Below are 25,105 nucleotides of genomic sequence, written 5' to 3'. Positions count from 1 at the left end.
CGGCGGCGTGACGGGCTCGCTCATCTGCGTGATCGAGGACGAGGAGGTGATCGCCTCCGCCGTCGCGGCTCGCCTGCGCGCCGAGGGCTTCGCCGTCGAGGTCGCGCACGACGGTCCCGCGGGCGTCGCGCTGTGCGATCGCGTCCGCCCCGACCTCGTCGTGCTCGACCTGATGCTGCCCGGCCTCGACGGCCTCGAGGTCTGCCGGCGCCTGCAGCGCGACCGCCCCGTCCCCGTGCTGATGCTCACCGCGCGCGCGGAGGAGAGCGACCTGCTGATCGGGCTCGCCGTGGGCGCCGACGACTACATCACCAAGCCCTTCTCCCCGCGCGAGCTCGTCGCCCGCGTACGGGCGCTGCTGCGGCGCGTCGAGCGCCGGCCTGCGCCGGCGGGCGAGGCGCTGGAGATCGGGCCGCTCGAGATCGACCGCGCGGCCCGGCGCGTCCGCGTCGGCGGCGAGGACGTCCACCTCACGCCCACCGAGTTCGAGCTGCTCGCGCTGCTCGCCGCCCGCCCCGGTGTCGTCTACAGCCGCGACCAGCTGCTCGCCGAGGTCTGGGGCTGGCGCGACGGCTCCGGCCAGCGGACGGTCGACTCGCACGTGCGCGGGCTGCGGCGCAAGCTCGGCTCCGAGCTCGTGCGCACGGTCCACGGCGTCGGTTACGCGCTGGAGGCGCGCCGATGAGGCCGCTCGACCGGCTCGGCTCGATCAAGGTCAAGCTCGGCGTCGTCGTGGTCGCGACCGTCTGGGGCACGATGTTCGTACTGCTCGCCGGGCATCGGCTGGGGCTCTCGTGGGGCGTCCGTGTCGCGATCGCCTCCGCCGCCTCGCTGATCATGGTCCAGGTGCTCGCGCGCGGGATGACGTCGCCGCTGCGCGAGATGGCGTCCGCCGCGTCGGCGATGGCGCGCGGCGACTACGACCGCCGCGTGCGCGCGAGCTCGCACGACGAGGTCGGCGAGCTGGCGCGCGCGTTCAACGCGATGGCAACCGACCTCGCGGATGTGGACCGGATGCGGCGCGAGCTGGTCGCGAACGTCTCGCACGAGCTGCGGACCCCGCTGGGCGCATTGCAGGCGCTGCTGGAGAACCTCGCCGACGGCGTCGAGCCGCCGGCGCCGGCGACGCTCCGGACGGCGCTGTTCCAGACGGAGCGGCTCGGCCGGCTCGTGGAGCAGCTGCTCGACCTCTCCAAGCTCGAGAGCGGCTCGCTGACGCTGCACGAGGAGCCGTTCCCCGTCCGAGAGCTGCTCGAGCAGGCGACGCGCGAGTGCTCGCTCGGCGAGGCGTTCAGCTCGCACCCGGTGTGGCTGAAGGTGAGCGTGCAGCCGGGCGACCTGCGCGCGACCGGCGATCCGGAGCGGATGCACCAGGTGGTCGCCAACCTGCTCGAGAACGCGGTCCGCCATTCGCCGGCCGACGGCCGCGTGTGGCTCAGCGCGCACGCCGCGACGAGTGGCGTGACGACGATCGAGGTCGCCGACGAGGGCCCCGGCATCCCCGCCGGCGAGCGCGATCGCGTGTTCGAGCGCTTCCATCGCGTCGACGCCGCGCGCGCCGCGCGCGACGGCGGGACCGGCCTCGGTCTGGCGATCGCGCGCTGGATCGTCGACGCGCACGGCGGCACGATCCGGATCCGCGAGCGCGAGCCGAGCGGTTGCCGCGTCGTCGTGGAGCTTCCCCGCACACCCTGACCGCGCCCTCAGGGGGCGACCCGACCAGGAGGTAGAGATGGACCCGCAACAGCGGCCGGCGGATCGCGCCGGCGACGATGACGCGCGCCCGGACGACCCCCACGGGGTGGCCGCCGAGCCGCCTGGTTTCGCGATCTCCCCGCGCGCCGCGCGCGGCGTGCTCGGCCTCGCCGCGCTCTCCGGCGTCGCGCTGGTCGGCCCGCCGGCGGGCGCCGGCCTGACGCTCGTGCTCCTCGCTCTCGGGTGCGCGGTGGCGCCGGCGTCCGTGCCGGCCGCCGCGCCGGTGCTGGACCTGCGCGCGGCCGAGCAGGCGCCGTCGCCGCGGCGGGACCCGTGGCGGCGCGTGTGGTGGGCGTTCGCCGCCGCGCTCGCGTTCGTCCCCGTCCTGCGCGCCGCGACGTGGGTCGTCGTGCCGGCGGTCGCGTTCGCCGCCGCGTTCGCCGCGCTCGCCGTGTGTGGTCGCGTGCGGCCGCTCGCGACGGGAGCGCCGCTGGGCGCCTGGCGAACCGGCCGCGCGGCGTGGGACGGCGGCGACGTGCGCGGCGCCCTGCCCGCACTGCGCGGGACGGCGATCGCGGCCGGCCTGCTCGCGCTGGTCGTGCCGCTGCTGCTGAGCGCGGACGCCGCCTTCGCCCAGCTGCTCGGCCGCGTCGTGCCGTCCGGCGGCGTCGACCTGCCCGGGGCGCGCGTCTCCGTGGCGCTGCTGGTGGCCGGTGCCGGCGGCGCGGTGCTCGACGCCGCCGCGCGGGCCCGCCCGCGCGTCCGGCGCGGCCCGCGGCTGCAGCTCGGCCGGACGGAGTGGGCGCTCCCGCTCTGCGCGCTCGTCGCCGTGCTCGCCGCGTTCGTGGCGACCCAGCTCGCGACGCTGTTCGGCGGCAACCGCCACGTGCTCGAGACGGCCGGCCTGACCTACGCCGAGTACGCGCGCACGGGGTTCGCCCAGATGCTCGTCGTCGCCGCGCTCACGCTCGCGGTGATCGTGGCCGCGACGCGCTGGGCGCGCGACGGCGGTCGGCTGCTGCGCGCGCTGCTCGCCGCGCTGTGCGTGCTCGCGCTCGTGGTCCTCGCGTCCGCGCTGCGCCGCCTCGGCCTGTACGAGCAGACCTACGGCTTCACGCGCCTGCGCCTGACCGCCGACGCGATCCTGCTCTGGCTCGGCGCGCTCTTCGCGCTCGTCATGCTCGCGGGCGCGACCGGCGGCGCCTGGCTGCCGCGCGCGGCCGTCGCGGTCACGGGCGCCGCGATCCTGCTGTTCGCGCTCTCCGATCCCGACCGGCGGATCGCCGAGCGCAACCTCGACAGCGGTCGCGTCGACGCCGGCTACCTCGCCGGCCTCAGCGCCGACGCGCTGCCGGCGCTCTCCGGCCGCCCCCGCGTGCGCTGCGCGGCGGAGCGGATCCGCGCGCGGCTGGGCGACGGCGACGGCTTCCTCGGCCTCAATGTCGCGCGCGAGCGGGCGCGGCGCACCACGCTCGACACGAGCGAGATCTGCGCGCCGTGGGACATCCGCTAGCGTCGCCGCGGCCGTGCGCGAGTTCTACGAGTCGTTCTGGGCCGACGCGCCCGCCGATCCCGAGCCGTACGAGTGGGAGCGCCGGCGTGCACTGCTGCTGGGCGAGACGCGGCCGGGGGAGCGCGTGCTCGACCTCGGTTGCGGCGCGGGGCGCTTCCTCGCCGCGCTGCGCGACGCGGGCGCCGAGCCCGTCGGCGTCGAGATCGCCGAGGCGGCGGCCGCGCGAGCGCGGGCGAACGTGCCCGGCGCCGACGTGCGGGTGCTCGAGCGCGACGGCTCGCTCCCGCTCGGGCACGGCGAGATCGACCTCGTGTGGTGCTCGGAGGTGCTCGAGCACATCCCGGACGCCGGACACGCGCTGCTCGAGGTCCGGCGCGTCCTCAAACGCCACGGGCGCGTCCTGCTCACCGTCCCGTACCACGGCCGCGTCCAGGCCGCCGCGATCGCGCTCACGCGCTTCGACGCCCACTTCGACCCGCTCGGCCAGCACGTGCGCTTCTTCACGCGCACGTCGCTGACCGCGGCGCTCGAGCACGCAGGCTTCAGCGACCTCAGCGTGCGGCGGGTGCGCGGAATGCTCGTGGCGCGCGCCTCTCGCTAGAGGGGGACGCAGCTCACTTCGCCGCTTCGCGCGAGACGACCACGAGGTCTTCCACGCTCTGGACGGAGTGCGGATCGAGGAAGTACGCCGCCTGGTAGGCCTCCAACGCGCTCTTCGGGTCGTGCAGCGCCTTGCGGCGGAACTCGCCCAACCGCCGCCACGGCTCCGGGTTGGCGGGCTCGAGGTGGACGGCCGCCTCGAGCTCGGAGCGGGCCGCCGTGTTGTTGCCGCGCTGCTGCTCGAGCGCGGCGATGTCGAACAGCGGATCGAGCGCCAGCGGGTCGCGCTCGTGCGCGACCCGGGCGATCGAGATCGCCTGCGGAAGCTGGCCCTCGGCGAGCCGCTGGTAGGACGCGTTCTCCGCGTGCACGGCGCGAACCGGCTGGATCGCCGAGTAGGCGGCGACGACGCCGACCGCCGCGACCAGCGCGCCGGCCGCGAGCGGACCGGCGTTGCGCACGCGCTCCGGCTCGGCCGGGAGCGGGGACAGGCGCTCGCGCAGCGGGCCGCGCGCCGCGACCCAGCCCGCGCACAGCAGCGCGGGCACGATGTTGCCCGGCACGAACCAGGTCCAGTCGACCGCCGAGTGCACGCCGAAGACGATCACCACGCCGGCGGCCGCGGCCATCGCGACGCGCTCGGCGTCCCACGGGAGTCCGCGGTCGCGACGGCGCAGGCCGAGCGTGCGCGCCGCGGCCCACAGCCAGGCGAACGTCGCGAGCAGCGACAGCGCGAGCCCGGCCCAACCGAGGTCGGCGAGCGTCTGCACCACGTAGCCGTGCGCGTGACGGACGGCGATGTCGTTCTTGCGGTAGCGCAGCCGCAGCGTTCCGTAGGAGCCGGCGCCGCCGCCCAGCCACGGGTTCCTGGCGTGCACGTCGAGCGCCTCGCGCCAGTAGCGCGAGCGCACAGAAGAGGTCGCCGTCAGCCGCGACGGCGTGTTCGACGGGGTGTTGGCGGTCGGGTCGGTCGCCTGCTTCCAGGCCTTCGAGACCTGGCCGTCGATCCCGCCGGGCGCATTGGCGAGCATGAGGATCGCGACCGCCGGCACCACCACGAGTGCGCCGACGAGCACGCGGGACGCGCGGGCGCGCATGCGCTCCCCCGGCGGATGGTGCGCGGAGAGGAACCCGACGGCCAGGCCGGCGACGAGCAGCGCGACGATCAGGAGCAGCAGGAGCGCGCCGAGCTCCAGGCCCGCGTCCACGCGCAGCGCAAGCGGCGGGTTGTCGAGCGTGAGGCCGTCCTGCGCGAAGGCCCACGCGACGACGGGCACGGTGACGGCGGTCACCGCGCCGATCACGACGACCGACGCGAGCCGCAGCGGCACGATCGCCAGCCACAGCGCGAGGGCGATGCCCGTGGCCAGCAGCGCGCCGCGCGAGTAGGACAGCAGCATGCAGACGATCGCCAGTCCGAGGGCCGGCCAAGCGAGGGCGTTGATCGCGGCGTGGCCGGAGCGCCGGACGGCGAGCCACAACAGCGGCAGGATCATCAGCGCCGCGGCGAGCCCGACGCTGTTCCAGTAGTCGAACGGCGGGCGCAGGCGCGCGAACGGCTCGTCACGCGCGAGCGCGGCCGGGAAGACCTTCGTCAGCAGCGCCCAGCCGACGATCACCAGCGAGCCGAGCAGCACGCCGCCCAGCAGCGCGCTCCAGCGCCGCGGGGCCAGGCGCGCGAGCGCGGCGCCGGCGACCATCGTGGCGAGGTAGGCGAGCGTGCGGCTGGACTCCTGCCAGGAGTCGTCGGGCGTCAGGGACCAGTTCAGCGACGCGGTCGTGAAGGCCGCGAGCAGCGCGAACGCCGTGAGCGCCCAGACGCCGCGCAGGCGCTCCGGCGTCCCGGCGCGGCGCGGCAGCACGAGCGCGAGCGCCGCCAGCGCCGCGCCGCCGAGCATGAGGCCGACCTCGGTCCACGTCGTGCGCTCGAGCTGGGAGCCGCCGCGGGCGACGAACGCCGACGCCATGATCGCGGCGGCGAGGCCGAGCGCGAGCGCCGGTCCCGACTCGGCCGGAATCGGGATCGAGATCCGCCGGACGCGGCGGCGCAGGCCGCCACGCGGAGCGACGTAGGTCCTACGGCTGCCGGTGAGTGACGACACGGTTGCGGATGCGCAGCCCGCCGCCGAGGACGGCGGCCAGCGCCAACATGATCAGCACGAGCACCAGCGTCGTGGGCAGCGTGTTGCGCCCGACCTCGGCGGCCAGCCGCGACGCCCCCCCGGGCATGACGGCCTTGCCGTCGAGGCTCACGGGCCGGTCGCCCTGCTTGGCGGCCTGGGTGAGCGCGGCGTGGTCCTGCGGCGTGGTGGGCAGGATCCTGATCGGCGGCGTGTACGCGCCGGAGCCGGCGCCGCCGCTCGTCCCGCCGCCGGTGCCGCCTGCGCCTGCGCCGCCGCCTGCGCCGGCCGAGCTCGAGCCGCCACCGTTGTTGTCGCCGTTGGAGCTCGGCGTCGACGTCTTCGCCGCGATCGCGCGGCCGAGCACGTCACGGCAGTCGGAGTACTCGTCGATGTCGCTCGGGAGGTGGCTGCGCGCCTGCCGCAGCTCCGAGAGCGTGTACGAGCCTTGCAGCACGCTGTCGTCCTCGCAGTCCTTGATGACCGTGGTCGGGTCGGCCGCGCGGGCGGCGGGGACCATGAGGAGGAGCGTCGCGAGCAGGGCCAGGAAGATGGTCCGTCGCATCGGCGCAATCACGCTAGCAGCGCTCCGCCGCGGCGAGCGCGCGCGACATCCCGGCCGCCCACGCCTGCTGGGAGTACGGCTTGACGGCATCACGCGCGGCGGCGCCGAGGCGCCCGCGCAGCGGCGCGTCGTCATGCAGGCGGCGCAGCGCGGCGGCGAGCGCGCCGGCGTCGCCGGCGGGGACGACGAGTCCGGTGCGCTCGTGCTGGACCAGGCCGCCCGCGGCGGCTCCGACGGCGTCTGTGGCGATCACGGGAACTCCCTGATGGAAGGCTTCGTTGACGACCAGCCCCCATGGCTCCAGGAAGTCGCGCGTGGGGACCGACGGTACGACCACAACGTCGCTGCCCGCGTACGAGTTGCGCAGTTGGACGGGATCGCGCGGGCCCAGCGCCAGCGCGCCGGCGGCGACGGCCCGGGCTCGGTTCGGGCCGTCACCGCACATGACCAGCGCGCCTTCCGGTTTCTGCAGACCTGAGGCACCCCAGGCCTGGAGAAGGACCGACACCCCCTTTTCCCCTTCGAGCCGGCCTGCAAACAGCGCCTGGAACGGCGCCCGCCGATCTGGCGCGGCGGCGCTTTCCCAGAAGGCGGCGTCGACGGCCTGCGGCGCCTCGAAGATCGGCTGCGCGGCGCCCTTGGAGCGCACGTAGGCGCTGACGTGGGGCCCGTAGGTCGCGATCGCGTCCGCGTGCCGGTAGATGTGCCGCAGCGGCAGATAGGACGCCGCGTGGGCGGGCGTGCGCGGGTGGCGCCAGATCGTCGCCCACAGGACGAAGGGGACGCGCGCGGCGCGCGCTCCCGCGTAGGCGGCGGGCAGCGCGACGCGGCCGGAGAGGCCGGCGACGACGGCACGGAAGCGCCCGGACGCGGCGAGCCGCGCGACGCCGCGCTCGGGCGGCCGGACGACGGGGAACGGCAGCTCGCCGCCCCCGGCGCCGCCGCCGTGGCGGACGCCGCCCCCGATCAGCGCGAAGACGACGTTCTCGCGGTCGTGCAGGGCCGCGAAGGCGCCGACGCGGAACGCGGGGGCGTGGTTGGTGACGAAGAGGACGGGCCGCGGGTCGCGCGCGCGGGCCGCCTTCATCGCAGCGCCTCCTCGTACGCCGCGACCGTCGCGCGGCCACAGCCCTCCCACGTGAAGCTCGCCTCCACGTTCGCGCGCGCGGCGGCGCCGAGCGCCTGGCGGTCCGCCAGCACGGTGCGGATCGCTGCGGCGAGCGCCTCGGCGTCGCCCGGCGGGACGAGCGTCATCCCGCCGCCGGACGCGGCGATCTCCTCGGGCCCGGGCTCTCCGCGGGCGCCGATCGCGGGCACGCCGGCGGCCATCGCCTCGATGTAGGCGACGCCGAACGCCTCCTCGGCGCTGGGGAGCACGAACGCGCCCGCGCTCTGGGAGACGCGCAGCGCCTCGGCGGGAGCGAGCCGGCCGCGGAACTCGGCGGCGACGCCGAGCTCGGCGGCGAGCCGCTCCAGCGCGGGCCGCTCCGGTCCGTCGCCGACGACGATCCACGGCGGCGGCGCGTCGAGGCGCCCGAGCGCGCGCAGGACGTCGGCGTGGCGCTTGCGCGCGATCAGGTTCCCGACCGTGACGAGCGCGGTGCCGGCCGACGCGGTCGCGGGAACGTCCGCGCCGAGGTGGACGACGCGCACGTCGCGGGCGCCGAGCGCGCGGCTGCGCTGCGCGATCGCGGCCGAGTTGGCGAGCACGAGCCGCGCGGCGCCGAACGCGCGCGACACCGCGTCGCGCCCGCCCGGCCAGCGCTCCGCGACGCCGAGCACGTCGCCGCCGTGGACGCTGATCACGAGCGGCACCCCGGGGCGCGCGCGCCGCACGGCGTCGCCCGCGGGAGCGGCATAGTGCGCGTGGACGAGGTCGAACCGGCCACGGCGCCGCAGGGCGGCGGCGAGCGACGGCGCGGCCCACTTGCCCCAGGCCGCGTACGAGCGCGGGCGCGGCGGTGCGAGGAACGGGACGTACGTGACGCGGATCCCGTCGAGGCGCCCGCGCAGCGGCTGCCGCAGCGGCTCGAGCAGCGCGTGTGGCCGGCCGGAGCGCAGCGCGGAGAGCGACGGCACGGGGCGATGCAGCACCAGCACTTCGACGTCGGCGCCGGCATCCCGCGCGGCGAGCGCCTGGCGATGCGCCCAGACGCCGAGCGACGGGTCCGCGCGGCGGGGGTAATACTCGGCGACCACGGCGACCCTCATGCGGCGGCCCGAGAGTCGCGAGGCGACGGCGCGCCGCGGAGGTCGATGCGCGGCGGCGCGCCGCGGAGGTCGCGGCGCGGCGCCGCGCAGTCGCCGGGCGCCGCAGGGCGCGGTCCGCGCTTCACAGCGAGCGGTGCTCCTCGAGCACCTCGGCCGCCTCGACGCGCGTGACGTACGCGCGGCCGTCCAGGAACGCCTCCGCCTCGGCGATCGCCGCGTCGCGCGGGTAGTCGCCGGCGACGGGCCGCAGGTGGCGGACCGGCGTCGCGTCGATCACGCCGATGGGCCAGCCGTGCTCGGCGGCGAGCGCGCTCCAGCGGGCGTCGAGGCCCCAGCCCATGCGCAGGTCCGGGAACGGCAGCAGGACCGCCGCCGCGCGCGCCGACAGCGCCGTCACGGGACCGATCTCGACGAACCGCGTCCGGTGCGCGAGCACGCCCGGCCGCCGCCGCGTCACGTCCCACGCGGCGTGCGACGCGAACGCGTGCGCCGGCTGCGCGAGCTCGAAGCCGAAGCGCTCGCACAGCAGCAGGAAGCGGTCGAGGAACCCGCGCGGGAGCGCGACGTCGTCGTCGACGATCAGTAGCCAGTCCGCATCGCCGAGCGGCGCGGCGGCGAGCGCCGCGTTGATGTTGGTCCACTTGCCCGCGCCAGGCGCCGGCGGCGCAAGGTGCAGCGCGACGTCGTGGCTCGAGCGCAGCAGCTCCGCGCGCAGCCGCGCGACCGTCCGCAGGTGCTCCGCGCGCGCGACGCCGACCACGTGCACCCGCCGCCGCGGCGCCCGCCGCGCCGCGTGCCGCACCCGCGCCCGGGCCGGCAGCGCGAGCAGCCCCGCCCGCGCGTCGCGGACCGCGCCCGCCAGCGCCGAGCGGCGCCCGAGCGTCCCCGAGCGCCCCGACAGATACACGGGGTCGGCGGCGTTCGGCGGCAACGGCGCGAGATCGAGCATCTCCGCCAGCCGCCCGGCGGTCAGCGCCGTCAGCACGATCCCCGTCCCGCACCGGCGGCGCACGATGTGCCAGAGGCAGCCGGCCAGCGTACCCAGCTCGGCCGCCGGCGACGGCGCGACGCCCTTGCGCACGTCATAGCGGCGCGAGTTGCGGCCGCGCAGGAACGCGGAGCGCGACAGCCCGGCCACACGCGCGTCGCGGCCGGTGCGGCGATGGTCGACGCCGGCGCCCGCGACGTAGCGCACGCGGCCTCCCGCCGCCTTGAAGCGCCGCTGCCAGTCCTCCTCGTCGCCGTAGAGGTCGAGCGCCTCCTCGAAGCGCCCGGTCAGCTCCAGCGCGCCGCGGCGCAGCGTCAGGTTCGCGCCCCAGGCGAACTCGGCGTCGGTGTCCGCGGCGCCGAGGTCGAGTGTCGTCACCGGCAGCGGCTCGCGCCCGCACGAGCGCAGCCGCGAGCCCTCAAGGCGCGCGCGGATCGGGCCGCCGAACACGCCGTGCTCCGGCGCGGCGGCCACGCCGGCGAGCAGCGCGTCGAGCCAGCCGGGCCAGACCTCGACGTCGTCGTCGAGGAAGCACACGAGCTCGCCTGCTGCCGCATCGATCGCGGTGTTGCGCGCGGCGTTCAACCCGCGCGGCGCCCCGTGCGCGATGTAGCGCGCGCCGTAGCGCGCGGCCAGCGCCGCGGTCTGGGCGTCGTGCGGATCGTCCTCGACGACGATCAGCTCGCAGCCGCGCGCGGCGGCCTGCCCGGCCACCGACGCGAGCGCGACCGCGAGGTAGTCGCGGCGGCGCCGGGTCGGGAAGCAGATGCTCGCTCTGACGGCCACGCGGCGTCCCAGCTTATGCGCCACCCGCCCGAACGGGCCGATGCGCGAGCCGCGCGCGGACCTCACGCACGCACACGTCTAGGTTCGGGCGAGTCCGCCGTCCCCGGCTCCGGAGAGACACATGCCAGCACCTGCCGGTGTGGATTCCGTCGCACACCTCGTCGACTCGCGAAGCGCGCAGATCCTCGACTCGATCGGCCCCACGATCCAGGTTCTGACGAACGTCGACGGCGACGAAGGGCAACCCTGCGTCCTGCGCGGGACGATCCCTGCGCACGCGATCGTCCCGCTCCACAGCCATCCGGATCCGGAGACCTACCTCCCGCTGTCGGGCCAGCTCGAGGGACTGGTCCAGACCGCGCACGGCTACGAATGGCTGTGGCTCGGCCCCGGCGACGTCTTCCACGTGCCGCGCAACGCCAAGCACGCGTTCCGCAACCGCTCGCACGACCCCGCCGTCGCGTACGTCGCGACGACGAACCGGATGGCGCGGTTCTTCCGCGACTCGGGCCTGCCGGCCGATCCGCGCAGCACGGGCGCGTGGCCGCCGGCGCACGAGCTGCTGCAGCGATTCCTGGAGGTCTCGCGCCGCTACGGCCATTGGATCGCGACCGCGAGTGAGAACGCGGCGGTCGGGCTGCGCCTGGGCTGAATAGCCTCTGGCGCTTGATCCTGCAGCTGCACCACCGCTACCGCCACCCGGGCGGCGAAGAGCGCGCCGTCGCGGACCTCGCCTGGCTGATCCGCACGGAGCTCGGCGAGGAGGTGACCGTGCTCGAGCGCGAGTCCGACGCCGTCGGCCGCGGCCGCGCGGCGCTCGGCATGCTGGCCGGCGGCCTCGCGCCGCGCGAGGTCGCCGACGCAGTCCGGCGCAGCGGCGCGCGCGTGGTGCACGCGCACAACACGAACCCGACGCTCGGCTGGCGCGCGCTCGCCGCCGCCCGCGAGGCCGGAGCGCGCGTCGTGCTGCACCTGCACAACTACCGGCTCGTCTGCGCCGTCGGGACGTGCTTCACGCACGGCGAGGACTGCACCCGCTGCCACGGCCGCGACACGCGGCCGGGTGTGCGGCTGAACTGCCGCGGCTCGCGCGCCGAGGCCGTCACCTACGCCGCCGCGCTCGCGCTCTGGCAGCGGCGCCTGGCGGGAGCGGCGGACGCGATCGTCGTGCCGAGCGCGTTCGCGCTCGAGCGGCTGCGGCAGCTCGGCGCGCCGGTCGACGGCGCCCGCGTGCTGCCGTCGGTCCAGCGAGAGATCGCAGAGCGCTCGCGCGCGGGGGAGGGTGAGTACGTGCTCGCCGCGGGACGGCTGACGCCGGAGAAGGGATTCGCGGACGCCGTGCGCGCGGCGAAGCTCGCCGGCCTCCCGCTGGTCGTGGCGGGGGACGGGCCCGAGCTGGCCGCGCTGAAGGCGAGCGAGGGGAGCGGCATTCGCTTCCTCGGCCGCGTCTCGCCCTCCGCGCTCGCGGACCTGCGCGCGAGAGCCGCCGTCGCCGTCGTCCCCAGCCGCTATGCCGAGATCCTCCCACTCGCGGCGCTGGAGTCCATTGCCGCCGGCCTGCCGACCGTCGCCGCACGCACCGGCGGGCTCGCCGAGGCCGTGCCGGAGGAGGGGCTGTACCCGCCTGGCGACGTCGAGGCGCTGGCGCAGCGGCTGACCGCGCTCTACCGCGACGCGCGGGCCGGCGAGCGCGCGCTGGCCGTGGCGCGCGAGCGCTACGCGCCTGCGGTCATCGCGGCCACGCTGCGCGAGGTGTACGACCGCAACTAACGTGCCGCCACCGTGCTCCAATCCCACGTGATCCGACGCTCAGTCCCGCTGTTCCTGATCCTCGCGCTGGTGCCCGCCGCCGGCGCGAACGCCGCGGTCTCGCACAAGAAGGCGATCGCCGGCCCCGTCGAGTTCGACGGCGAGTCGCAGTTCCCGGCCTACGCGGCGCTCGGCGCCGGCATCTACGTCGCGACGCTCGACGAGAAGACCGTCGCGGTGCAGGACCCGGAGGACCCGAAGGACCCGGAAGATCCGGGCTACGAGTGGCCGGCCGACATGGACGAGGCCGTCAGCGAGGCGGCGAACTACCACATGCAGATCGCGCTGACGATCAAGGGCGCCGACGCCGGCTTCGCGACCGCCGCGGCCCGGCGCTTCCCCTCGGTGCACCTGTGGGTGCTCCCGCAGTCGACCTCGACGTCGGCCTCGAAGTTCCGCACCGCGCTCGGCGGCGTCTACAGCGCACTCAAGGCGCGCAGCAAGAAGAACCTGGTCGTCGCCCAGCCGCGCGCGGCCAAGACCGTCAAGGGCGCGAACTACGACCTCTACGGCTACACCCCCGCCGACGGCAAGAAGCTGCCCGACCTGTCCAAGCTCCACGACAGCGCCGGCAAGAGCCTGTTCCTCACCGGCTGGACGCTGAACACCGGCGGCTCGGCGGCGGCGAAGACGATCGCCTCGGCGCTCAAGACCGTCAAGAAGGCGGCCTACGTCTACACGCTCGGCTACGACGGCCTCTACGACACCGACGAGGTCGGCTCCGACGGCCGCATCCCCAAGACCGGCCTGCTCGACAACAGCGGGGAGCAGCGCCCGGCGTTCACCGCCTTCAAGAAGGGCTGATCACAGCTGGAGCGCGGCCGCGCCGAGGCCGCGCGTGACACCGCGCAGGTCCAGCGTGAGCTGGGCCCGCTCGGTGATGTCGCGGTGGTCGACCGACGGGTGCGCGGTGACGATGATCGCCAGGTCCACGCCGTCGGCGGCCGCCGGCAGGGGTGAGCTCGCGAGCCCGAGCTCGGGCAGCTCGGGCACGTGCGGGTCGTGGTAGGAGAGGTCGGCCCCGCGCTCGTGCAGCAGGCGGATGATCTTCAGCGCCGGCGACTCGCGGATGTCGCCGACGCCCGCCTTGTAGGAGACGCCCAGCACGAGCACGCGTGCGCCGCGCACCGGCTTGCCCGCGTCGTTGAGGGCGCGCTCGGCCTTCTCCAGGCAGAAGTAGGGCATCTGCTGGTTGACCTTGCCGGCGAGCTCGATGAACTCCGTCGAGAGGTCGTACTCGCGCGCCTTCCAGGTCAGGTAGAACGGATCGACGGGCAGGCAGTGGCCGCCCATGCCCGGGCCCGGCTCGAAGCGCATGAAGCCGTACGGCTTCGTCGACGCGGCCTCGACGACCTCCCAGACGTCGATGCCCATGCGATCGGCAAGCACCGCCATCTCGTTCACGAGCGCGATGTTGACCGAGCGGAAGATGTTCTCCAGCAGCTTTGACAGCTCCGCGACCTCGGGCGTGGAGACCGGCACCAGGTGGTCGCAGACCGCTCCGTAGACGCCGGCCGCGGCCTCGGTGCACGCCGGCGTAAGCCCGCCGACGACCTTCGGCGTCGTGCGCAGCGTGTAATCGGTGCGGCCCGGATCGACGCGCTCAGGCGAGAACGCCAGCGCGAAGTCCACGCCGGCCTGCAGGCCCGACTCCTCGAGCAGCGGCACCATGTGCTCACGCGTCGTGCCGGGGAACGTCGTGGACTCGAGGATCACCGTCTGGCCGCGCCGCACGACGCCGGCGAGGTCGCGCGCGGCGCCGAGCAGCGGCCCGAGGTCGGGCTCGCGGTTGCGCGTGAGCGGCGTCGGGACGCAGACGAGGATCGCGTCGGCCTCGTGGAGCTCGACGAAGCGGGTCGTGAACTCGCAGCGGTCCAGCACCAGCTGCAGGCGCGCGCCGGCGATGTCCTCGACGTGCGAGCGCCCCTCGCCGAGGGCGGCGACCCTGGCCGCGTCGATGTCCACGCCGACCACGTCGCAGCCCGCCTCGGCGAATGCGACCGCGAGCGGCAGGCCCACATAGCCCAGCCCGACGATCCCGACTCTCATGCCGTCCAGCCTACGAGAGCAGGGCGACGTCGGAGCGGACCATCAGCCGGATCAGCTCCTCGAAGCTGGTCTGCGGCTTCCAGCCCAGCTGACGCTCGGCCTTGCTCGCGTCGCCCACGAGCAGGTCGACCTCGGCGGGCCGCTTGAGCGAGTCGTCGATCTGCACGTACTGCTCCCAGTTCAGCCCGGCCTCGTCGAACGCGACCTCGACGCAGCGGCGGACCGTGTTGGTCACGCCCGTGGCGATCACGAAGTCGTCGGGCGTGTCCTGCTGCAGCATCAGCCACATCGCCTCGACGTAGTCCTTCGCATAGCCCCAGTCGCGCCGCGCGTCGAGGTTGCCGAGCTGCAGCGAGTCGCGCTTGCCGGTCTTGATCGCCGCCGCGTGCCACGTGATCTTGCGCGTCACGAACTCCAGCCCGCGGCGCTCGGACTCGTGGTTGAAGAGGATCCCGGAGCTGGCGTGCAGGTCGTAGGACTCGCGGTAGTTGACCGTGATGTGGTGGCCGTAGACCTTCGCCACGCCGTACGGCGAGCGCGGGTAGAACGGCGTCTTCTCGGTCTGCGGCGTCTCCAGGACCTTGCCGAACATCTCGCTCGACGACGCCTGGTAGAAGCGCGTCTCTGGGCAGACCTCGCGCACCGCCTCGAGGATCCGCGTCACGCCCACGCCGGTGAACTCGGCGGTCAGCGTCGGCTGGATCCAGGAGACGGCGACGAAGGACATCGCGGCGAGGTTGTAGACCTCGTGCGGCTTGGCGGCGCGCAGCGCGTCCACGAGCGACCGGTGGTCGAGCAGGTCGGCCTGGTGGAGCGTGAGGCGGTCGCGCAGGTGCTCGATCCGGTCGAACTTCTCGGTCGAGGCCCGGCGCACCATGCCGTGCACCTCATAGCCCTTCTCGAGCAGCAGCTCGGCCAGATAGGAGCCGTCCTGGCCCGTGATTCCCGTGATGAGCGCGCGCGGCATCTACCGTCCTCGTATCGCATGGTTGGGAACGCGCACGGCAGTGCCGTCGCCGGGCGCGTCGATGTCATCCGGCCGCGGCCGCACGCGTGCGCCGCCGCCTGGGGGGAGCGAACGGCTCGGGCGAAGGCCGAGTCCGGGGTACGCCTCCGCGGCGCGGCGGCCGGTGTCGACGAGACCCCCGAGCGCGACGGCGATCGCGCCCAGCAGCCCCGCGAACACGCCGGGCTGGGCGATCACGGGGGCCGACAGGTCCGGCGGGTCGACGATGCGGCGCAGGACCAGCGCGGCCAGCAGCAGGCCGAGCAGGCTGCGCGCGATCAGCATCGGGCGACGCTGGCTGGGGAACGCGCTGGCGACCGTCAGCAGCGCGCCGGCGAGCAGGATGATCCGCAGGCGCGGGAACGAGTCCCAGCCCGTCGAGCTCGTGTCCCCCTGCGAGGGAAGACGGTCGATGTGGTACCAGACCAGTGCGAGCGAGACGGCGATCACGATCGCGCCGACGACGCTCAGCGCCCGTCCAAGATTCGGCTTCATCATGGCGATGACCTCCGGTTCTTAGGAAGCGTTCGAGGCTAGCGGCTGCTCTCGGAGCCACTCGACGGTGTGCTCGATGCCCTCGCGCACGCCGATCTGCGCGCGCCAGCCGAGCAGCCGCTCGGCCTTCTCCACCGAGGGCCAGCGCCGCACCACGTCGACCTCGAAGCTCGGCAGGTGCTCGAACTCGAGCTCGCCCGGGTCGTTGCCGCACGCCTCCCAGCAGATGCTCGCGATCTCGGCGACGCTCAGCTCCTCGCTCGCGGAGATGTTGAAGTCCTCGTTCAGCGCCGCCTCGTGGCCGGTGGCGACGACGATGCCGTCGGCGATGTCGTCGACGTGCGTGAGCGTGCGCGTGTGCTCGCCGGTCCCGAAGATCGGCAGCGGCTTGAGCCGCTGGAGCGACTTGCGGATCAGGTCCGGCACGGCGTGCGCGATGCCCGGCTCGTCCTCCGGCATCTCGCCCGGGCCGTAGGCGTTGAAGGGCCGGCAGATGGTGAACGGCAGTCCGTGCTCGGCGTGCGCGGCGCGGCAGTAGACCTCGCCGGTGAGCTTCGAGAAGCCGTAGGCCGAGACCGGCGTCGGGCACTCCGCCAGGTAGTCCTCGCGCGTCGGGTACTGCTGGGCCTGCTCGAACACCATGCTCGAGCTGACGTAGGTGAAGCGCTCGACGTCCTCGTCCAGCGCCGCGCGGAAGACGGCGTTGTAGAGCGCGTTGTTGACCTCGGTCAGCGTGTGCGGGAGCTTGTGGAAGTTCGCGATCCCGCCGACGATCGCGGCCAGGTGGATGACGTGGGTGCAGCCGCGCATCGCCTTGCGCGCCTCGTCGAGCTGGCGCAGGTCGCCCGTGTGGACCTCGCAGCCCTCGCGCATCCACACCGGCGCCTCGCGCTGGTCGGACACGCGGACCTCGAAGTCGGGATCGCGGAGCAGGCGCCGGACGACCGCGGCGCCGATCGTCCCGGCGCCGCCAGTGACGAGCACGCGGCTCATGCGATCGCGCTCTCGACGCCCGGGGAGTCCAGCCGCGCTTCGCGATCGCGCCGCCGCGCGATCGCGCGCGTGATGCCCGGCGGGACGCGCCCGTCGGTCGAGAGCCAGGAGCCGGCCAGGATCAGCAGCAGGCCGGCGACGGCGCCCGCGCCCGGCCGCTCGCCGAGGACCGCGACGCCGAGCGCGACGGCGACGACCGGGTTCACGTAGGTGATGACCAGCGCGCGCCCCGGCCCGACCTCGCGGATCAGGACGCTGAAGATCACGAAGGCCAGCGCGGTGCAGACGAGGCCGAGCACGACCATCGAGAGCAGCGCGTCGCCCGACGGCATCTCCGAGGGAGCCGTCGCGACCGCCGCAGGAGCGAGCACGATCGCCGCGACGAGCAGGCTCCCGCCCATCGCCGCGCGCGGGTCCATGTCGCTCAACCGCGCCTTGAGCACGAGCGGGCCGACCGCGTAGCCGGCGGCGGCAAGCACGATCAGCCCCGTGCCGATCAGCTCGTCGGTGTCCCCCGCGACGTCGATCCCGACGAGCGCGACGACGCCGGCGAGGCCGACGAACAGGCCGACGAGCCGGACGCCCGTGGCACGCTCGTCGGGGAGGAAGCGCAGCGCGATCAGCGCGACCATCAGCGGCACGCAGGCGATCAGGATCGCCGCCAGCGAGGACGACACGCGCTGCTCGCCGGCGGCGATCAGCGGGAACGGCAGCGCGATCTCGGCGACCGCGTACACGGCCAGCCAGCGCCAGCGGCCGCGCAGCGAGGCGAGCACGCCGGCCTGGGCGGCCAGCGCGAGCAGCACCGCCGCGGCGATCGCCACGCGCGTGAAGGAGACGAAGGCCGGCGACACGCCGGCGTCGACGGCGACCTTGATGAACAGGTACGGCACGCCCCAGACGGCCGACATCGCGGCGAATGCCGCCCAGCCGCGCGTGCTCATGCGCGCAGCGCCGCGACTTCGGCGACGTAGGCGAACACCTGCGCGGTGCCGAGCGCGTTCCACGGGTCGACCAGCAGGCAGTCCGGGCCCGCCAGCTCGGCGATCGAGCGCAGCGCCTCGGGCGTCGAGTACTCGCCGTGGTTGGTCGCCACGATCACGACGTCGGCGCCGCCCACCGCGTCCTCGAAGCTCGAGGTGGGGCTCGCGACGACCGGGTCGTGGACCGAGACGTCGGCCAGCTCGCGCTCGAGCAGCCGGATCAGCTTGTGCGACAGCGAGTCGCGCTCGTCGTCGGTGTCGGCCTTGAAGGCGAGCCCGAGGACGGCGACGCGGCGCTCGCGCAGGCCGCCGCCGAGCCGGCGCTTGATGCCGTCGACGAGGAACAGCGGCACGGTCTCGTGCACCCGCGAGACGGCCAGCAGCATGCCCGGGGCGCTCGAGCGCTCCTCCGAGAAGGCGAAGTCCTTGCGCAGGCAGGTGCCGGCGGTCAGGCCCGGCATCTTCATCCCGCCGCGCGGATAGTCGCGGTTGATCAGCTCGATCACGTCGAAGACGTTCGCGCCGTAGCGCTCGCAGTCCATCATCAGCAGGTTCGGGAGCGCGAACGTCGCGTAGCGCAGGATGTTGGTCCAGATCTTCGCGAGCTCGGCCTGCACCGGCGTCGTCTGCACGATCGGCGCGCCGAGCGGCCCGAACAGCCGCGCCGCGCGCTCGCCGGACTCCTCGCCGACGCCGCCGACGATGCACGGCAGCGTGCCGATCTCCTCCATGAAGCGATCGGCGGCGATCCGCTCGGGCACGTGCGCGATGAAGAGGTTCTCGCCGACACGGAAGCCGCGCTGCTTCTCCAGGTAGCCGGCGACGAACTCGGTCGTCCCCGGCGCGACGGTCGAGCGCAGGACGACGAGGTGGTCCTCGCGCAGCACCGGCAGCAGGTCGTCCAGCACCGCACGGATGTCGCCCATGTCGATCTCGATGTGCGACATCGCGGGGGTGCCGAGCGTGAGCACGATCGCGCCGGCCTGCGCGGCGTCGGTCGCGCGCGTGGAGAGGCCGATGTCGACGCGCGTGAGCAGCTCGTCGGTGCCCGGCTCCTTGAACGGCATCCGGCGCTCGCGGAGCGCCGCGAGCCGCTCCTGGTCGTTGTCGACGCCGAGGACCGAGAGCCCGGCGTCCGCGAAGCTGAGCGCGAGGGGGAGGCCGATACGGCCGAGTCCGATGACGGAGACGTCGTAGCGCATACGCAACGGGCAGGCTAGCGACGGGCGTAGAGCATGTCGTACGGGGAGAGCGCCTCGACGGGCTCGTAGCGGTCTCCGAGGACGGCCTCGATCGCCGGGCGGCCGGTCTCCATGTCGCGGATCTCGACCAGCATGAAGCGCGGCGCATGACGATCGAGGTCGAGGCCCGCGAGCACCTGCGGCTCGAAGCCCTCCACGTCGAGCGACAGGAGGTCGATCTCCGGCGCGCGCGCTTCGTCGAGCACGGAGGAGAGCGTTCGTGCCGGCACGGTGAACTCGTGCTCGGGCTCCTCCTGCACGAGCCGGTGGGCGTCGGCGACCCACTCGCGGTCGCTCTGCTCGGACTCGCGGAACCCCGCGATGGTCGTCATCAGGCCGCCGTAGCGCAGCGTGACGGTCGCGCCGGGGTGGTCCTCCGCGACGAGCGCGCAGTTGAACACGCGCGCGCCGGGGCGCTCGCGGGCCGCCTCGCGAGACAGCTCGGCCATCGGCTCCACGAGCACGCCGCGCCAGCCGCGTCCACGCTCGAGCCAGTAGGTGTTGGACTGGTCGTAACCGTCGTTGGCGCCCGCCTCGACGAAGAAGCCCCAGTCGAGGTCCAGATGGCGCGCCAGCTTCGCGTCCATGTCGTGCAGCGCCGGCCGCGACCGCGAGAAGTCGCCCTGGGCCTCGAGCCTCCGGCGCCGGGCGCGATCCCACGCGCGACGAGCACGCCACAGCGACCTCCGGACGGGGGTGGGAAGGGCGACGATCGCCCGGGCAACGGCGGCGCGCGGCGACACGCGAGTCAGCGGCCGCTCGCGCCAGACCGCGCGAGGTACTGGCGAGCGAATCCGAGCACGAAGCGCGGGTTGTAGCGGGCGTAGCGCCGCCACAGGCGCCCGGGCTCCTGCCTCAGCCTGAACAGCCATTCGAGGCCGAGCTCCTGCATCCGCCGCGGCGCCTGCGGAACGAGTCCCGCGTGGAAGTCGAACGCGGCGCCGACGCCGATCAGCACCGGCGCCTCTAGCCGGTCTCGCATGCGAGACATCCACTTCTCCTGCTTCGGCACGCCGATACCGACCCACACGACGTCGGCGCCGGAGCGGCGGATGTCCTCGGAGACCGCGTCATCCTCAGCGTCGGTCAGCTCGCGGAACGGCGGCGCGTACCCGCCAACGATGTTGACGCCGGGATGGCGCTCGCTCAGAACGCGCTTCAGCTCGTCCAGCGCCGCCTGGTCGCGACCGCCGTAGAGGTAGAAGCGCCGCCCGGACTCCGCGGCGCGCGCGAACGCACGGTCCATCAACGTGGGGCCGTAGACCCGATCGCCCAGGCGGTGGCCGAGCAGGTTGAGCGCCCACACCAGCGGCTGCCCGTCCGGCACGGTGAAGTCGGCGCCGAGCACCGCAGCTCGCAGTGTCGGGTCTTCGGCGCTCGCCATCACGGTGTGGACCGCAGCGACGCAGATGTAGCTGCGCGCGCCTGCCTCGACGGCGGCATCGATCCAGTCGAGCGTGCGCTCGTAGTCGGTGATCGCGAGCGGGACGCCGAGCACGTCGGCGGTCGCAGGGCTCGCGACCTCGATGTCGTCACGGGTTGAGGTGGGAAGCGTCGTCATGGTTGCAAGTGCGCCGTGGGGGCACACCGACTCCAACGCCCGAACGTGGCGGAAGTCGCGACGTATCGTAGGAGACTGCGCGGCGCGCCTGTGGGCGGGCGGCTGCAGCGAGCGCGTCAGACTGAGCCGTCATGAGCGCCGACGCAGACCTCGGAACCCCCGATGTCCTGAGCACGCCACAGGCCGGCGGGCTGATCATCCGCGGCAGCGTTCTGCGCGTCGTGGGCTATGGCGCCGGCATCGTGCTCCTGGCCGCCGCGTCCGTCGTGCTGCTGCGCCACCTCGGCGTCGTGCGGTTCGGCCAGTACGTCACCGTAATGTCGATCGTCGCCGTCGCCAGCACGATCGCCGACGCCGGGCTTACGGTGGTGGGCAGTCGCGAGCTCGCGCTCCTGCCTCCGGGTGAGGCACGCCACCGACTGTTGGGCAACATCCTGGGCGTGCGGATGGTGGTCGCGCCGCTCGGCGTGGCCGGCGCGGTCGTGTTCGCCGCGCTCGCCGGCTATCCAGGCTCGATGGTGCTCGGCACGCTGCTGGCCGGCTTCGGGCTGATGCTCACCACCTGGCAGGGGACGCTGATGCTGGGGCCGATGGTCGAGCTCCGCAATGGCCGGGTGACTCTGGTCGAGGTCGCCAAGCAGGTGCTGACCGTGCTCGGCATCGCGGTACTCGCTGCGGCCGGCGCCGCGCTCACGCCGTTCTTCGCGGTTCCGATCCTCGTCGGCGTCGCGATCGTGGCGCTGTCGCGCCCGTTGCTCGGCCGCGGGGCGCTCATGCTGCCGCGCCGTGAGCGCGAGGTCTGGCGGCCGCTGATCCGCGAGGCGCTGCCGATCGCGGCGGCGTTCGTGCTCGTCACGCTGTATCTGCGGGTCGTCGTCGTCTTGATGTCATTGATCTCGTCCGAGCACGAGACCGGTCTATTCGGCACCTCGTTCCGGATCCTCGAGTCGCTGACGCAGATCCCCACGCTGTTGGCCGGCATCGCGCTGCCCCTGCTTACCGCCGCGGCGCGCGACGATCACGAACGTCTGCGCTACGCGCTGCAGCGCTTCACCGAGGTCGGAACGCTGTGCGCCGCTCTGATCGTGGTGGTAACGGCACTGGCCGCGGACAGCATCGTCGTCGTGCTCGGCGGCTCGCAGTACGCCGCGGCAGCCGACGTTCTGCGGATTCAGGCCTGCGCGCTGCTCGGGATCTTCCTCTCGCAGTTCTGGAGCTCGGCGCTGATCGCTCTCCGCAGGCAGCGAGAGCTGATCGCGGTCAACGGCGTGGCGCTGGTTGGGCTCGGGCTCTTGGCCGCCGTGCTGATCCCGCGCTGGGGCGCCAAGGGCGGCGCGCTGGCGAGCGTGCTCGGCGATCTGTTGCTCGCCGGCCTGCTGCTGTGGCGCCTACGCGGGGCCGGGCCGGCGGGGCGGCTCCGCTTCGGTTTCGCCTGGCGCGTGCTCGCCGCGACCGCAGTCGCGCTGACCCCGGGGTTCGTACCCGGCCTGTGGGAGCCCGCGGCCGCGCTCGCGGGCATCGCGCTGTTCGCCGGCGCGGCGCTCGTCCTCGGAGTGATCCCCGAGGAGCTGCCCGCGGCCCTGCGAGCGGGTCGCAGACGGTGAGCTCCGAGTTGCACGTCGCCTTCGACGTCACCCAGGAGCGCATCAACCGGACGGGTGTCGGGCGCTACGCGACGGAGTTGCTCCTTCGCCTGCGGGAGACCGACGGGTTGGCGCTGACGGGGTTCAGTGCGCCGGGCATCGGCGGCCGGGGCCGGCTGCCGAAGCTGGTGGAGATCACGCGCCGCGACGCGGCGTACTACCCGGTCGGACTCGGGCGAGCGGCGCGCCAAGCCGGCGCCCAGGTCGTCCACTGTCCCGCGCCGGTGCCGCTGTACGCGCCGGGCGTCCCGGCGGTGATCACGGTCCACGACCTGCTGTGGATGGAGATGCCGGAGCTGTTCACGGTGCCGGTCCGCGCGTATCACCGTCTCAGCCTGCCGGCGATCCGTCGCGCGTCATGCGTCCTGGCCGACTCCCACCACACTCGCGCGGAGGTGATCGACCGGCTGGGGGTCGACCCGGGGCGCGTGCGCGTCGCGTGGCTCGCGGCCGATCCCCGCTTTGCGCCGCGCGACGTCGACCGCGGCTGGCTGCGCGAGCGGTTCGGCGTGCGGGAACGCTACGTGCTCGCCGTCGCCACGCGCGAGCCGCGCAAGAACCTCGCGACCCTGCTCGCGGCGTTCGAGCGCCTCGCCGCGCGGGTGAACGATTGCGAGCTCGTGCTGGCCGGCGGCCGGGGATGGCGCAGCGTTGAGCTCGAGCGGACGTTGAGCGCCGTCGGCGATCGCGTCCGCGTGCTCGGGTTCGTCACCGACGACGAGCTGGTGTCGCTCTACGCCGGCGCGGCGTGCTTCGCCTTTCCGTCGCTGGGCGAGGGCTTCGGCCTTCCCGTCCTGGAAGCGATGTCCTGCGGGACGCCGGTGGTCACCAGCGACAACACGTCGCTCGCCGAGGTGGCCGGAAACGCGGCGTTGCTGATCGCCGACCCGCGAGACTCCGAGGGCCTGGAGGACGCGCTGGCCCGCATACTCGAGTCCCCAGAGCTCTCACGGCGGCTGACCGAGGCGGGCTTGGCGCGCAGCGCGGAGTTCAGCTGGGAGCGCTGTGCGCGCGAGACCCTCGACGTCTATCGCGCGGTGGCCCGGGCAGAATGAGCGCCGTGATCCCCAAGCCGAACTCCCTCGCCGCGCAGCTTCGCCGGCGCCTGCTGCGCAAGCCCGAGCACTACCGCCTGACGCCGTCGGGTCCTGGCCCGATCCTGGATGTCGGGTGCGGGAACGCGAAGTACCCAGGGGCCGTCGGCCTGGACATTTCCGCCGACACGCAGGCCGACGTCGTCGCCGATCTGAACGAGTACCCGTATCCGTTCGAGGACGGCGCGTTCTCTCAGATCCTCTGTCAGGACGTGATCGAGCACGTGCGGGAGCCGCTGCGCTTCATCGCCGAGCTACACCGCGTTGCGGCGCCAGGCGCGCGCATCCACCTGCGCACGCCCCACTTCTCCTCGGTGCTCGCCTATGGCGACGTGACGCACGAGCACATCTTCTCGGCGCTGGCGATCCGCACGTTCGAGAAGTCGCTGTTCAGTCACTACCTCGCCGTGGGCCTGCGCGTGGTCGACCTGCGGCTGGACTTCTGGGACCCTCTGCGCTGGATCGGCGTGGCGGCGCTCGCGAACCGCTTCCAGGGACCCTACGAGTCGCTGTTCGCGTTCCGCTTCCCGGCCATGAACATCCGCGCTGAGCTCGAGGTGCTCAAGTGAGCACGCGGTCGTACGCGGCGGCGATGCGTTCGGTCGACCGCTCGATCGAATAACGATCGACCCGTGCGGCGTCATACGTCCGGCGCGCCCCGGGCGACTCCGACAGCGGCCCGGAAGCGAGCGCCTGTGCGAGTCCGATCCAGTCGCCCGGCGTGAAGAACGTGGCCTCGGGGCCAGTCACCTCCGGGATCGCGCCCGAAGCGCTGACGAGCAGCGGCAGCCCGGCTGCCATCGCCTCGGCGAGCACGAGGCCGAACTGCTCCTCCCAGAAGCACCGCGGAATGTCGCCAGGGTGCAGCGCGCAGCCGCTCCGCGGCAGGCTGGCCAGCACCATGCACGACGCCTCGGCGTAGAGCCCGGGCATCTCCTCGTATGGCACTGAGCGGAACTCGACGGCGTCGGCGATGCCGAGCTCGGACGCGTAGCGGCGCAGGCGGTCGGCTTCCGGCCCGCTGCCGACAAGCCGTACGCGAAGCCCACGCGCGACGTCGGCAGGGAGCGGGACGTGACCCTTCCGAAGCAGCGCAACCGCGCGCAGCACGTCCTGGTGCCCCTTCTCCCACTCGAGCCGCCCAGGCGAGAGGATGACGTGGCCGTCGTGCGGCGCCCCGGCGGTCGCGGCCGCGAAGCGGTGCACGTCAACGCCCGGGTAGGAGACCACGATGTGGTCGTCCGGCACTCCCTCCAGCAACAAGCCGTGGCGGGCGCGATCGGTCGAAGCGATGAACAGATCAGCTTCGGCGAGGGTCTCGCGGCGCCAGGCACGGGCATGCGGGCTGCGGTACGCCTCCAGCAGAGGGATCGTCTCCCACACCGTGACCGCGAGCCGGAAGCCGTGGCGGCGCTTCAGCCGCGCGACGTCGGCGCTGAACCACAGCGACAGCTCCTCAGCGTGCACGAGGTCGGTCGAGCCGAAGACGTCGTCGCCGCCGCGGAAGCGATCCCGCAGCGCCAGCGACGCGTAGTCGCCGAGGACGCCACGCGGCAGCCGGTCGCGTAGCGTCGGCAGCTTGACGGTCGTAAGGTCGAGGCCGGTGATGTCGAAGCGCAGGCGGTCCGTGGTGACGAGCCGGACGTCGAACCGCTCGGGCAGCCGCTCGTAGGCGCGCAGACCCCAGACGGTGGGATGATGCCCGCGCACGAGCAGCACGCGTTTCGGGTTCTCGGACATCGGCGGCGCAGGC

24 protein-coding genes are annotated in these 25,105 nt (G+C 74.0%); 10 read left to right on the top strand and 14 right to left on the bottom strand.

Features of this window, described 5'->3' with window-relative positions:
* Positions 1-7 precede the first annotated feature (7 nt).
* The 4 genes from H958_RS0106150 to H958_RS35400 are packed head-to-tail and all read left to right on the top strand — an operon-like array spanning position 8 to position 3,809.
* Complete coding sequence (locus H958_RS0106150; protein ID WP_231379179.1) at positions 8-685, top strand: response regulator transcription factor; 678 nt, start codon at positions 8-10, stop codon at positions 683-685.
* Positions 682-1,695, top strand: coding sequence for a sensor histidine kinase (locus H958_RS0106145; RefSeq protein ID WP_028058014.1), 1,014 nt, complete (start codon positions 682-684; stop codon positions 1,693-1,695). The genes H958_RS0106150 and H958_RS0106145 overlap by 4 nt, the downstream gene beginning before the upstream one ends.
* A 37-nt stretch (positions 1,696-1,732) precedes the next feature.
* Positions 1,733-3,208, top strand: a complete 1,476-nt coding sequence (locus tag H958_RS35405; RefSeq protein ID WP_051323893.1) for a DUF4153 domain-containing protein — start codon at positions 1,733-1,735, stop codon at positions 3,206-3,208.
* 13 nt (positions 3,209-3,221) lie between these two features.
* The gene (locus H958_RS35400; RefSeq protein WP_051323892.1) at positions 3,222-3,809 is read left to right on the top strand and encodes a class I SAM-dependent methyltransferase; all 588 of its coding nucleotides are present in this window, start codon (positions 3,222-3,224) and stop codon (positions 3,807-3,809) included.
* A 13-nt stretch (positions 3,810-3,822) separates the two neighbouring features.
* Here H958_RS35400 and H958_RS0106130 read toward each other — a convergent pair whose 3' ends face one another.
* The 5 genes from H958_RS0106130 to H958_RS42880 form a co-directional block, all read right to left on the bottom strand.
* A complete protein-coding gene (locus H958_RS0106130; RefSeq protein WP_028058013.1) occupies positions 3,823-5,910 on the bottom strand; it encodes an O-antigen ligase family protein in 2,088 nt (695 codons plus the stop codon).
* The gene (locus tag H958_RS0106125) at positions 5,885-6,493 is read right to left on the bottom strand and encodes a hypothetical protein (protein WP_028058012.1); all 609 of its coding nucleotides are present in this window, start codon (positions 6,491-6,493) and stop codon (positions 5,885-5,887) included. Before H958_RS0106125 ends, H958_RS0106130 begins: the two co-directional genes overlap by 26 nt.
* A 13-nt stretch (positions 6,494-6,506) precedes the next feature.
* Positions 6,507-7,580, bottom strand: a complete 1,074-nt coding sequence (locus H958_RS42885; protein ID WP_051323891.1) for a glycosyltransferase — start codon at positions 7,578-7,580, stop codon at positions 6,507-6,509.
* A complete protein-coding gene (locus tag H958_RS0106115) occupies positions 7,577-8,704 on the bottom strand; it encodes a glycosyltransferase (RefSeq protein ID WP_037409311.1) in 1,128 nt (375 codons plus the stop codon). The genes H958_RS42885 and H958_RS0106115 overlap by 4 nt, the downstream gene beginning before the upstream one ends.
* A 121-nt stretch (positions 8,705-8,825) precedes the next feature.
* Positions 8,826-10,478, bottom strand: coding sequence for a glycosyltransferase (locus tag H958_RS42880; protein ID WP_196807237.1), 1,653 nt, complete (start codon positions 10,476-10,478; stop codon positions 8,826-8,828).
* A gap of 139 nt (positions 10,479-10,617) precedes the next feature.
* Here H958_RS42880 and H958_RS0106100 point away from each other — a divergent pair, with 139 nt between their 5' ends.
* From H958_RS0106100 to H958_RS0106090, 3 genes are read left to right on the top strand one after another with little or no spacing between them, the layout of a single operon-like run.
* Positions 10,618-11,130, top strand: coding sequence for a cupin domain-containing protein (locus H958_RS0106100; RefSeq protein ID WP_051323889.1), 513 nt, complete (start codon positions 10,618-10,620; stop codon positions 11,128-11,130).
* Positions 11,131-11,144: 14 nt separating this feature from the next.
* A complete protein-coding gene (locus H958_RS0106095; protein WP_028058009.1) occupies positions 11,145-12,248 on the top strand; it encodes a glycosyltransferase family 4 protein in 1,104 nt (367 codons plus the stop codon).
* A gap of 27 nt (positions 12,249-12,275) precedes the next feature.
* On the top strand, positions 12,276-13,091 hold the full coding sequence (locus tag H958_RS0106090; RefSeq protein WP_028058008.1) for a hypothetical protein: 816 nt from the start codon (positions 12,276-12,278) through the stop codon (positions 13,089-13,091).
* On the opposite strand, the gene H958_RS0106085 is transcribed toward H958_RS0106090, so the two are convergent.
* The 8 genes from H958_RS0106085 to H958_RS35380 all read right to left on the bottom strand — a co-directional run bounded on the left by H958_RS0106085 (position 13,092) and on the right by H958_RS35380 (position 20,615).
* On the bottom strand, positions 13,092-14,336 hold the full coding sequence (locus H958_RS0106085; protein ID WP_051323888.1) for a nucleotide sugar dehydrogenase: 1,245 nt from the start codon (positions 14,334-14,336) through the stop codon (positions 13,092-13,094). It abuts the gene before it with no gap.
* Positions 14,337-14,346: 10 nt separating this feature from the next.
* Complete coding sequence (gene gmd, locus H958_RS0106080; RefSeq protein WP_028058006.1) at positions 14,347-15,303, bottom strand: GDP-mannose 4,6-dehydratase; 957 nt, start codon at positions 15,301-15,303, stop codon at positions 14,347-14,349.
* Positions 15,304-15,837 (bottom strand): hypothetical protein, encoded by a 534-nt coding sequence (locus H958_RS0106075; RefSeq protein WP_156027732.1) that lies wholly within the window; start codon positions 15,835-15,837, stop codon positions 15,304-15,306.
* 21 nt (positions 15,838-15,858) lie between these two features.
* On the bottom strand, positions 15,859-16,830 hold the full coding sequence (locus tag H958_RS0106070) for an NAD-dependent epimerase/dehydratase family protein (protein WP_028058004.1): 972 nt from the start codon (positions 16,828-16,830) through the stop codon (positions 15,859-15,861).
* Positions 16,827-17,774, bottom strand: a complete 948-nt coding sequence (locus H958_RS35385) for a DMT family transporter (RefSeq protein WP_051323887.1) — start codon at positions 17,772-17,774, stop codon at positions 16,827-16,829. Before H958_RS35385 ends, H958_RS0106070 begins: the two co-directional genes overlap by 4 nt.
* The gene (locus H958_RS0106060) at positions 17,771-19,015 is read right to left on the bottom strand and encodes a nucleotide sugar dehydrogenase (RefSeq protein ID WP_028058003.1); all 1,245 of its coding nucleotides are present in this window, start codon (positions 19,013-19,015) and stop codon (positions 17,771-17,773) included. The genes H958_RS35385 and H958_RS0106060 overlap by 4 nt, the downstream gene beginning before the upstream one ends.
* A gap of 14 nt (positions 19,016-19,029) precedes the next feature.
* Entirely contained in the window at positions 19,030-19,641 is a 612-nt protein-coding gene (locus H958_RS0106055; protein WP_028058002.1) for an FkbM family methyltransferase, read from the bottom strand.
* A gap of 161 nt (positions 19,642-19,802) precedes the next feature.
* Positions 19,803-20,615 carry a WecB/TagA/CpsF family glycosyltransferase gene (locus H958_RS35380; protein WP_081685650.1) on the bottom strand — a complete coding sequence of 271 codons (813 nt, stop codon included), beginning with the start codon at positions 20,613-20,615 and terminating at the stop codon, positions 19,803-19,805.
* 131 nt (positions 20,616-20,746) lie between these two features.
* On the opposite strand from H958_RS35380, the gene H958_RS0106045 reads away from it, so the two are divergent.
* Genes H958_RS0106045 through H958_RS42875 form a run of 3 tightly spaced genes read left to right on the top strand, consistent with a single transcriptional unit; the run spans position 20,747 to position 23,921 of the window.
* Positions 20,747-22,219, top strand: coding sequence for an oligosaccharide flippase family protein (locus H958_RS0106045; protein ID WP_028058001.1), 1,473 nt, complete (start codon positions 20,747-20,749; stop codon positions 22,217-22,219).
* Entirely contained in the window at positions 22,216-23,313 is a 1,098-nt protein-coding gene (locus H958_RS35375; RefSeq protein ID WP_051323886.1) for a glycosyltransferase family 4 protein, read from the top strand. Before H958_RS0106045 ends, H958_RS35375 begins: the two co-directional genes overlap by 4 nt.
* Positions 23,310-23,921, top strand: coding sequence for a class I SAM-dependent methyltransferase (locus H958_RS42875; RefSeq protein WP_051323885.1), 612 nt, complete (start codon positions 23,310-23,312; stop codon positions 23,919-23,921). The genes H958_RS35375 and H958_RS42875 overlap by 4 nt, the downstream gene beginning before the upstream one ends.
* Here the strand turns inward: H958_RS42875 and H958_RS0106030 are convergent.
* The gene (locus H958_RS0106030) at positions 23,914-25,092 is read right to left on the bottom strand and encodes a glycosyltransferase (RefSeq protein ID WP_028058000.1); all 1,179 of its coding nucleotides are present in this window, start codon (positions 25,090-25,092) and stop codon (positions 23,914-23,916) included. The genes H958_RS42875 and H958_RS0106030 overlap by 8 nt on opposite strands.
* Positions 25,093-25,105 lie beyond the last annotated feature (13 nt).

This window comes from Candidatus Solirubrobacter pratensis, from assembly GCF_000425945.1.
GTDB lineage: Bacteria > Actinomycetota > Thermoleophilia > Solirubrobacterales > Solirubrobacteraceae > Solirubrobacter > Solirubrobacter pratensis.
This window is presented reverse-complemented; position numbering and strand designations above follow the sequence as displayed.

Coding starts and splice junctions, on each gene's coding strand:
- H958_RS0106145 (WP_028058014.1), top strand. CDS start 682: ATGAGGCCGCTCGACCGGCTCGGCTCGATCAAGGTCAAGCTCGGCGTC.
- H958_RS35405 (WP_051323893.1), top strand. CDS start 1,733: ATGGACCCGCAACAGCGGCCGGCGGATCGCGCCGGCGACGATGACGCG.
- H958_RS0106125 (WP_028058012.1), bottom strand. CDS start 6,493: ATGCGACGGACCATCTTCCTGGCCCTGCTCGCGACGCTCCTCCTCATG.
- H958_RS42885 (WP_051323891.1), bottom strand. CDS start 7,580: ATGAAGGCGGCCCGCGCGCGCGACCCGCGGCCCGTCCTCTTCGTCACC.
- H958_RS0106115 (WP_037409311.1), bottom strand. CDS start 8,704: ATGAGGGTCGCCGTGGTCGCCGAGTATTACCCCCGCCGCGCGGACCCG.
- H958_RS0106085 (WP_051323888.1), bottom strand. CDS start 14,336: ATGAGAGTCGGGATCGTCGGGCTGGGCTATGTGGGCCTGCCGCTCGCG.
- gmd (WP_028058006.1), bottom strand. CDS start 15,303: ATGCCGCGCGCGCTCATCACGGGAATCACGGGCCAGGACGGCTCCTAT.
- H958_RS0106075 (WP_156027732.1), bottom strand. CDS start 15,837: ATGAAGCCGAATCTTGGACGGGCGCTGAGCGTCGTCGGCGCGATCGTG.
- H958_RS0106070 (WP_028058004.1), bottom strand. CDS start 16,830: ATGAGCCGCGTGCTCGTCACTGGCGGCGCCGGGACGATCGGCGCCGCG.
- H958_RS35385 (WP_051323887.1), bottom strand. CDS start 17,774: ATGAGCACGCGCGGCTGGGCGGCATTCGCCGCGATGTCGGCCGTCTGG.
- H958_RS0106060 (WP_028058003.1), bottom strand. CDS start 19,015: ATGCGCTACGACGTCTCCGTCATCGGACTCGGCCGTATCGGCCTCCCC.
- H958_RS0106055 (WP_028058002.1), bottom strand. CDS start 19,641: ATGGACGCGAAGCTGGCGCGCCATCTGGACCTCGACTGGGGCTTCTTC.
- H958_RS35380 (WP_081685650.1), bottom strand. CDS start 20,615: ATGACGACGCTTCCCACCTCAACCCGTGACGACATCGAGGTCGCGAGC.
- H958_RS0106045 (WP_028058001.1), top strand. CDS start 20,747: ATGAGCGCCGACGCAGACCTCGGAACCCCCGATGTCCTGAGCACGCCA.
- H958_RS42875 (WP_051323885.1), top strand. CDS start 23,310: ATGAGCGCCGTGATCCCCAAGCCGAACTCCCTCGCCGCGCAGCTTCGC.
- H958_RS0106030 (WP_028058000.1), bottom strand. CDS start 25,092: ATGTCCGAGAACCCGAAACGCGTGCTGCTCGTGCGCGGGCATCATCCC.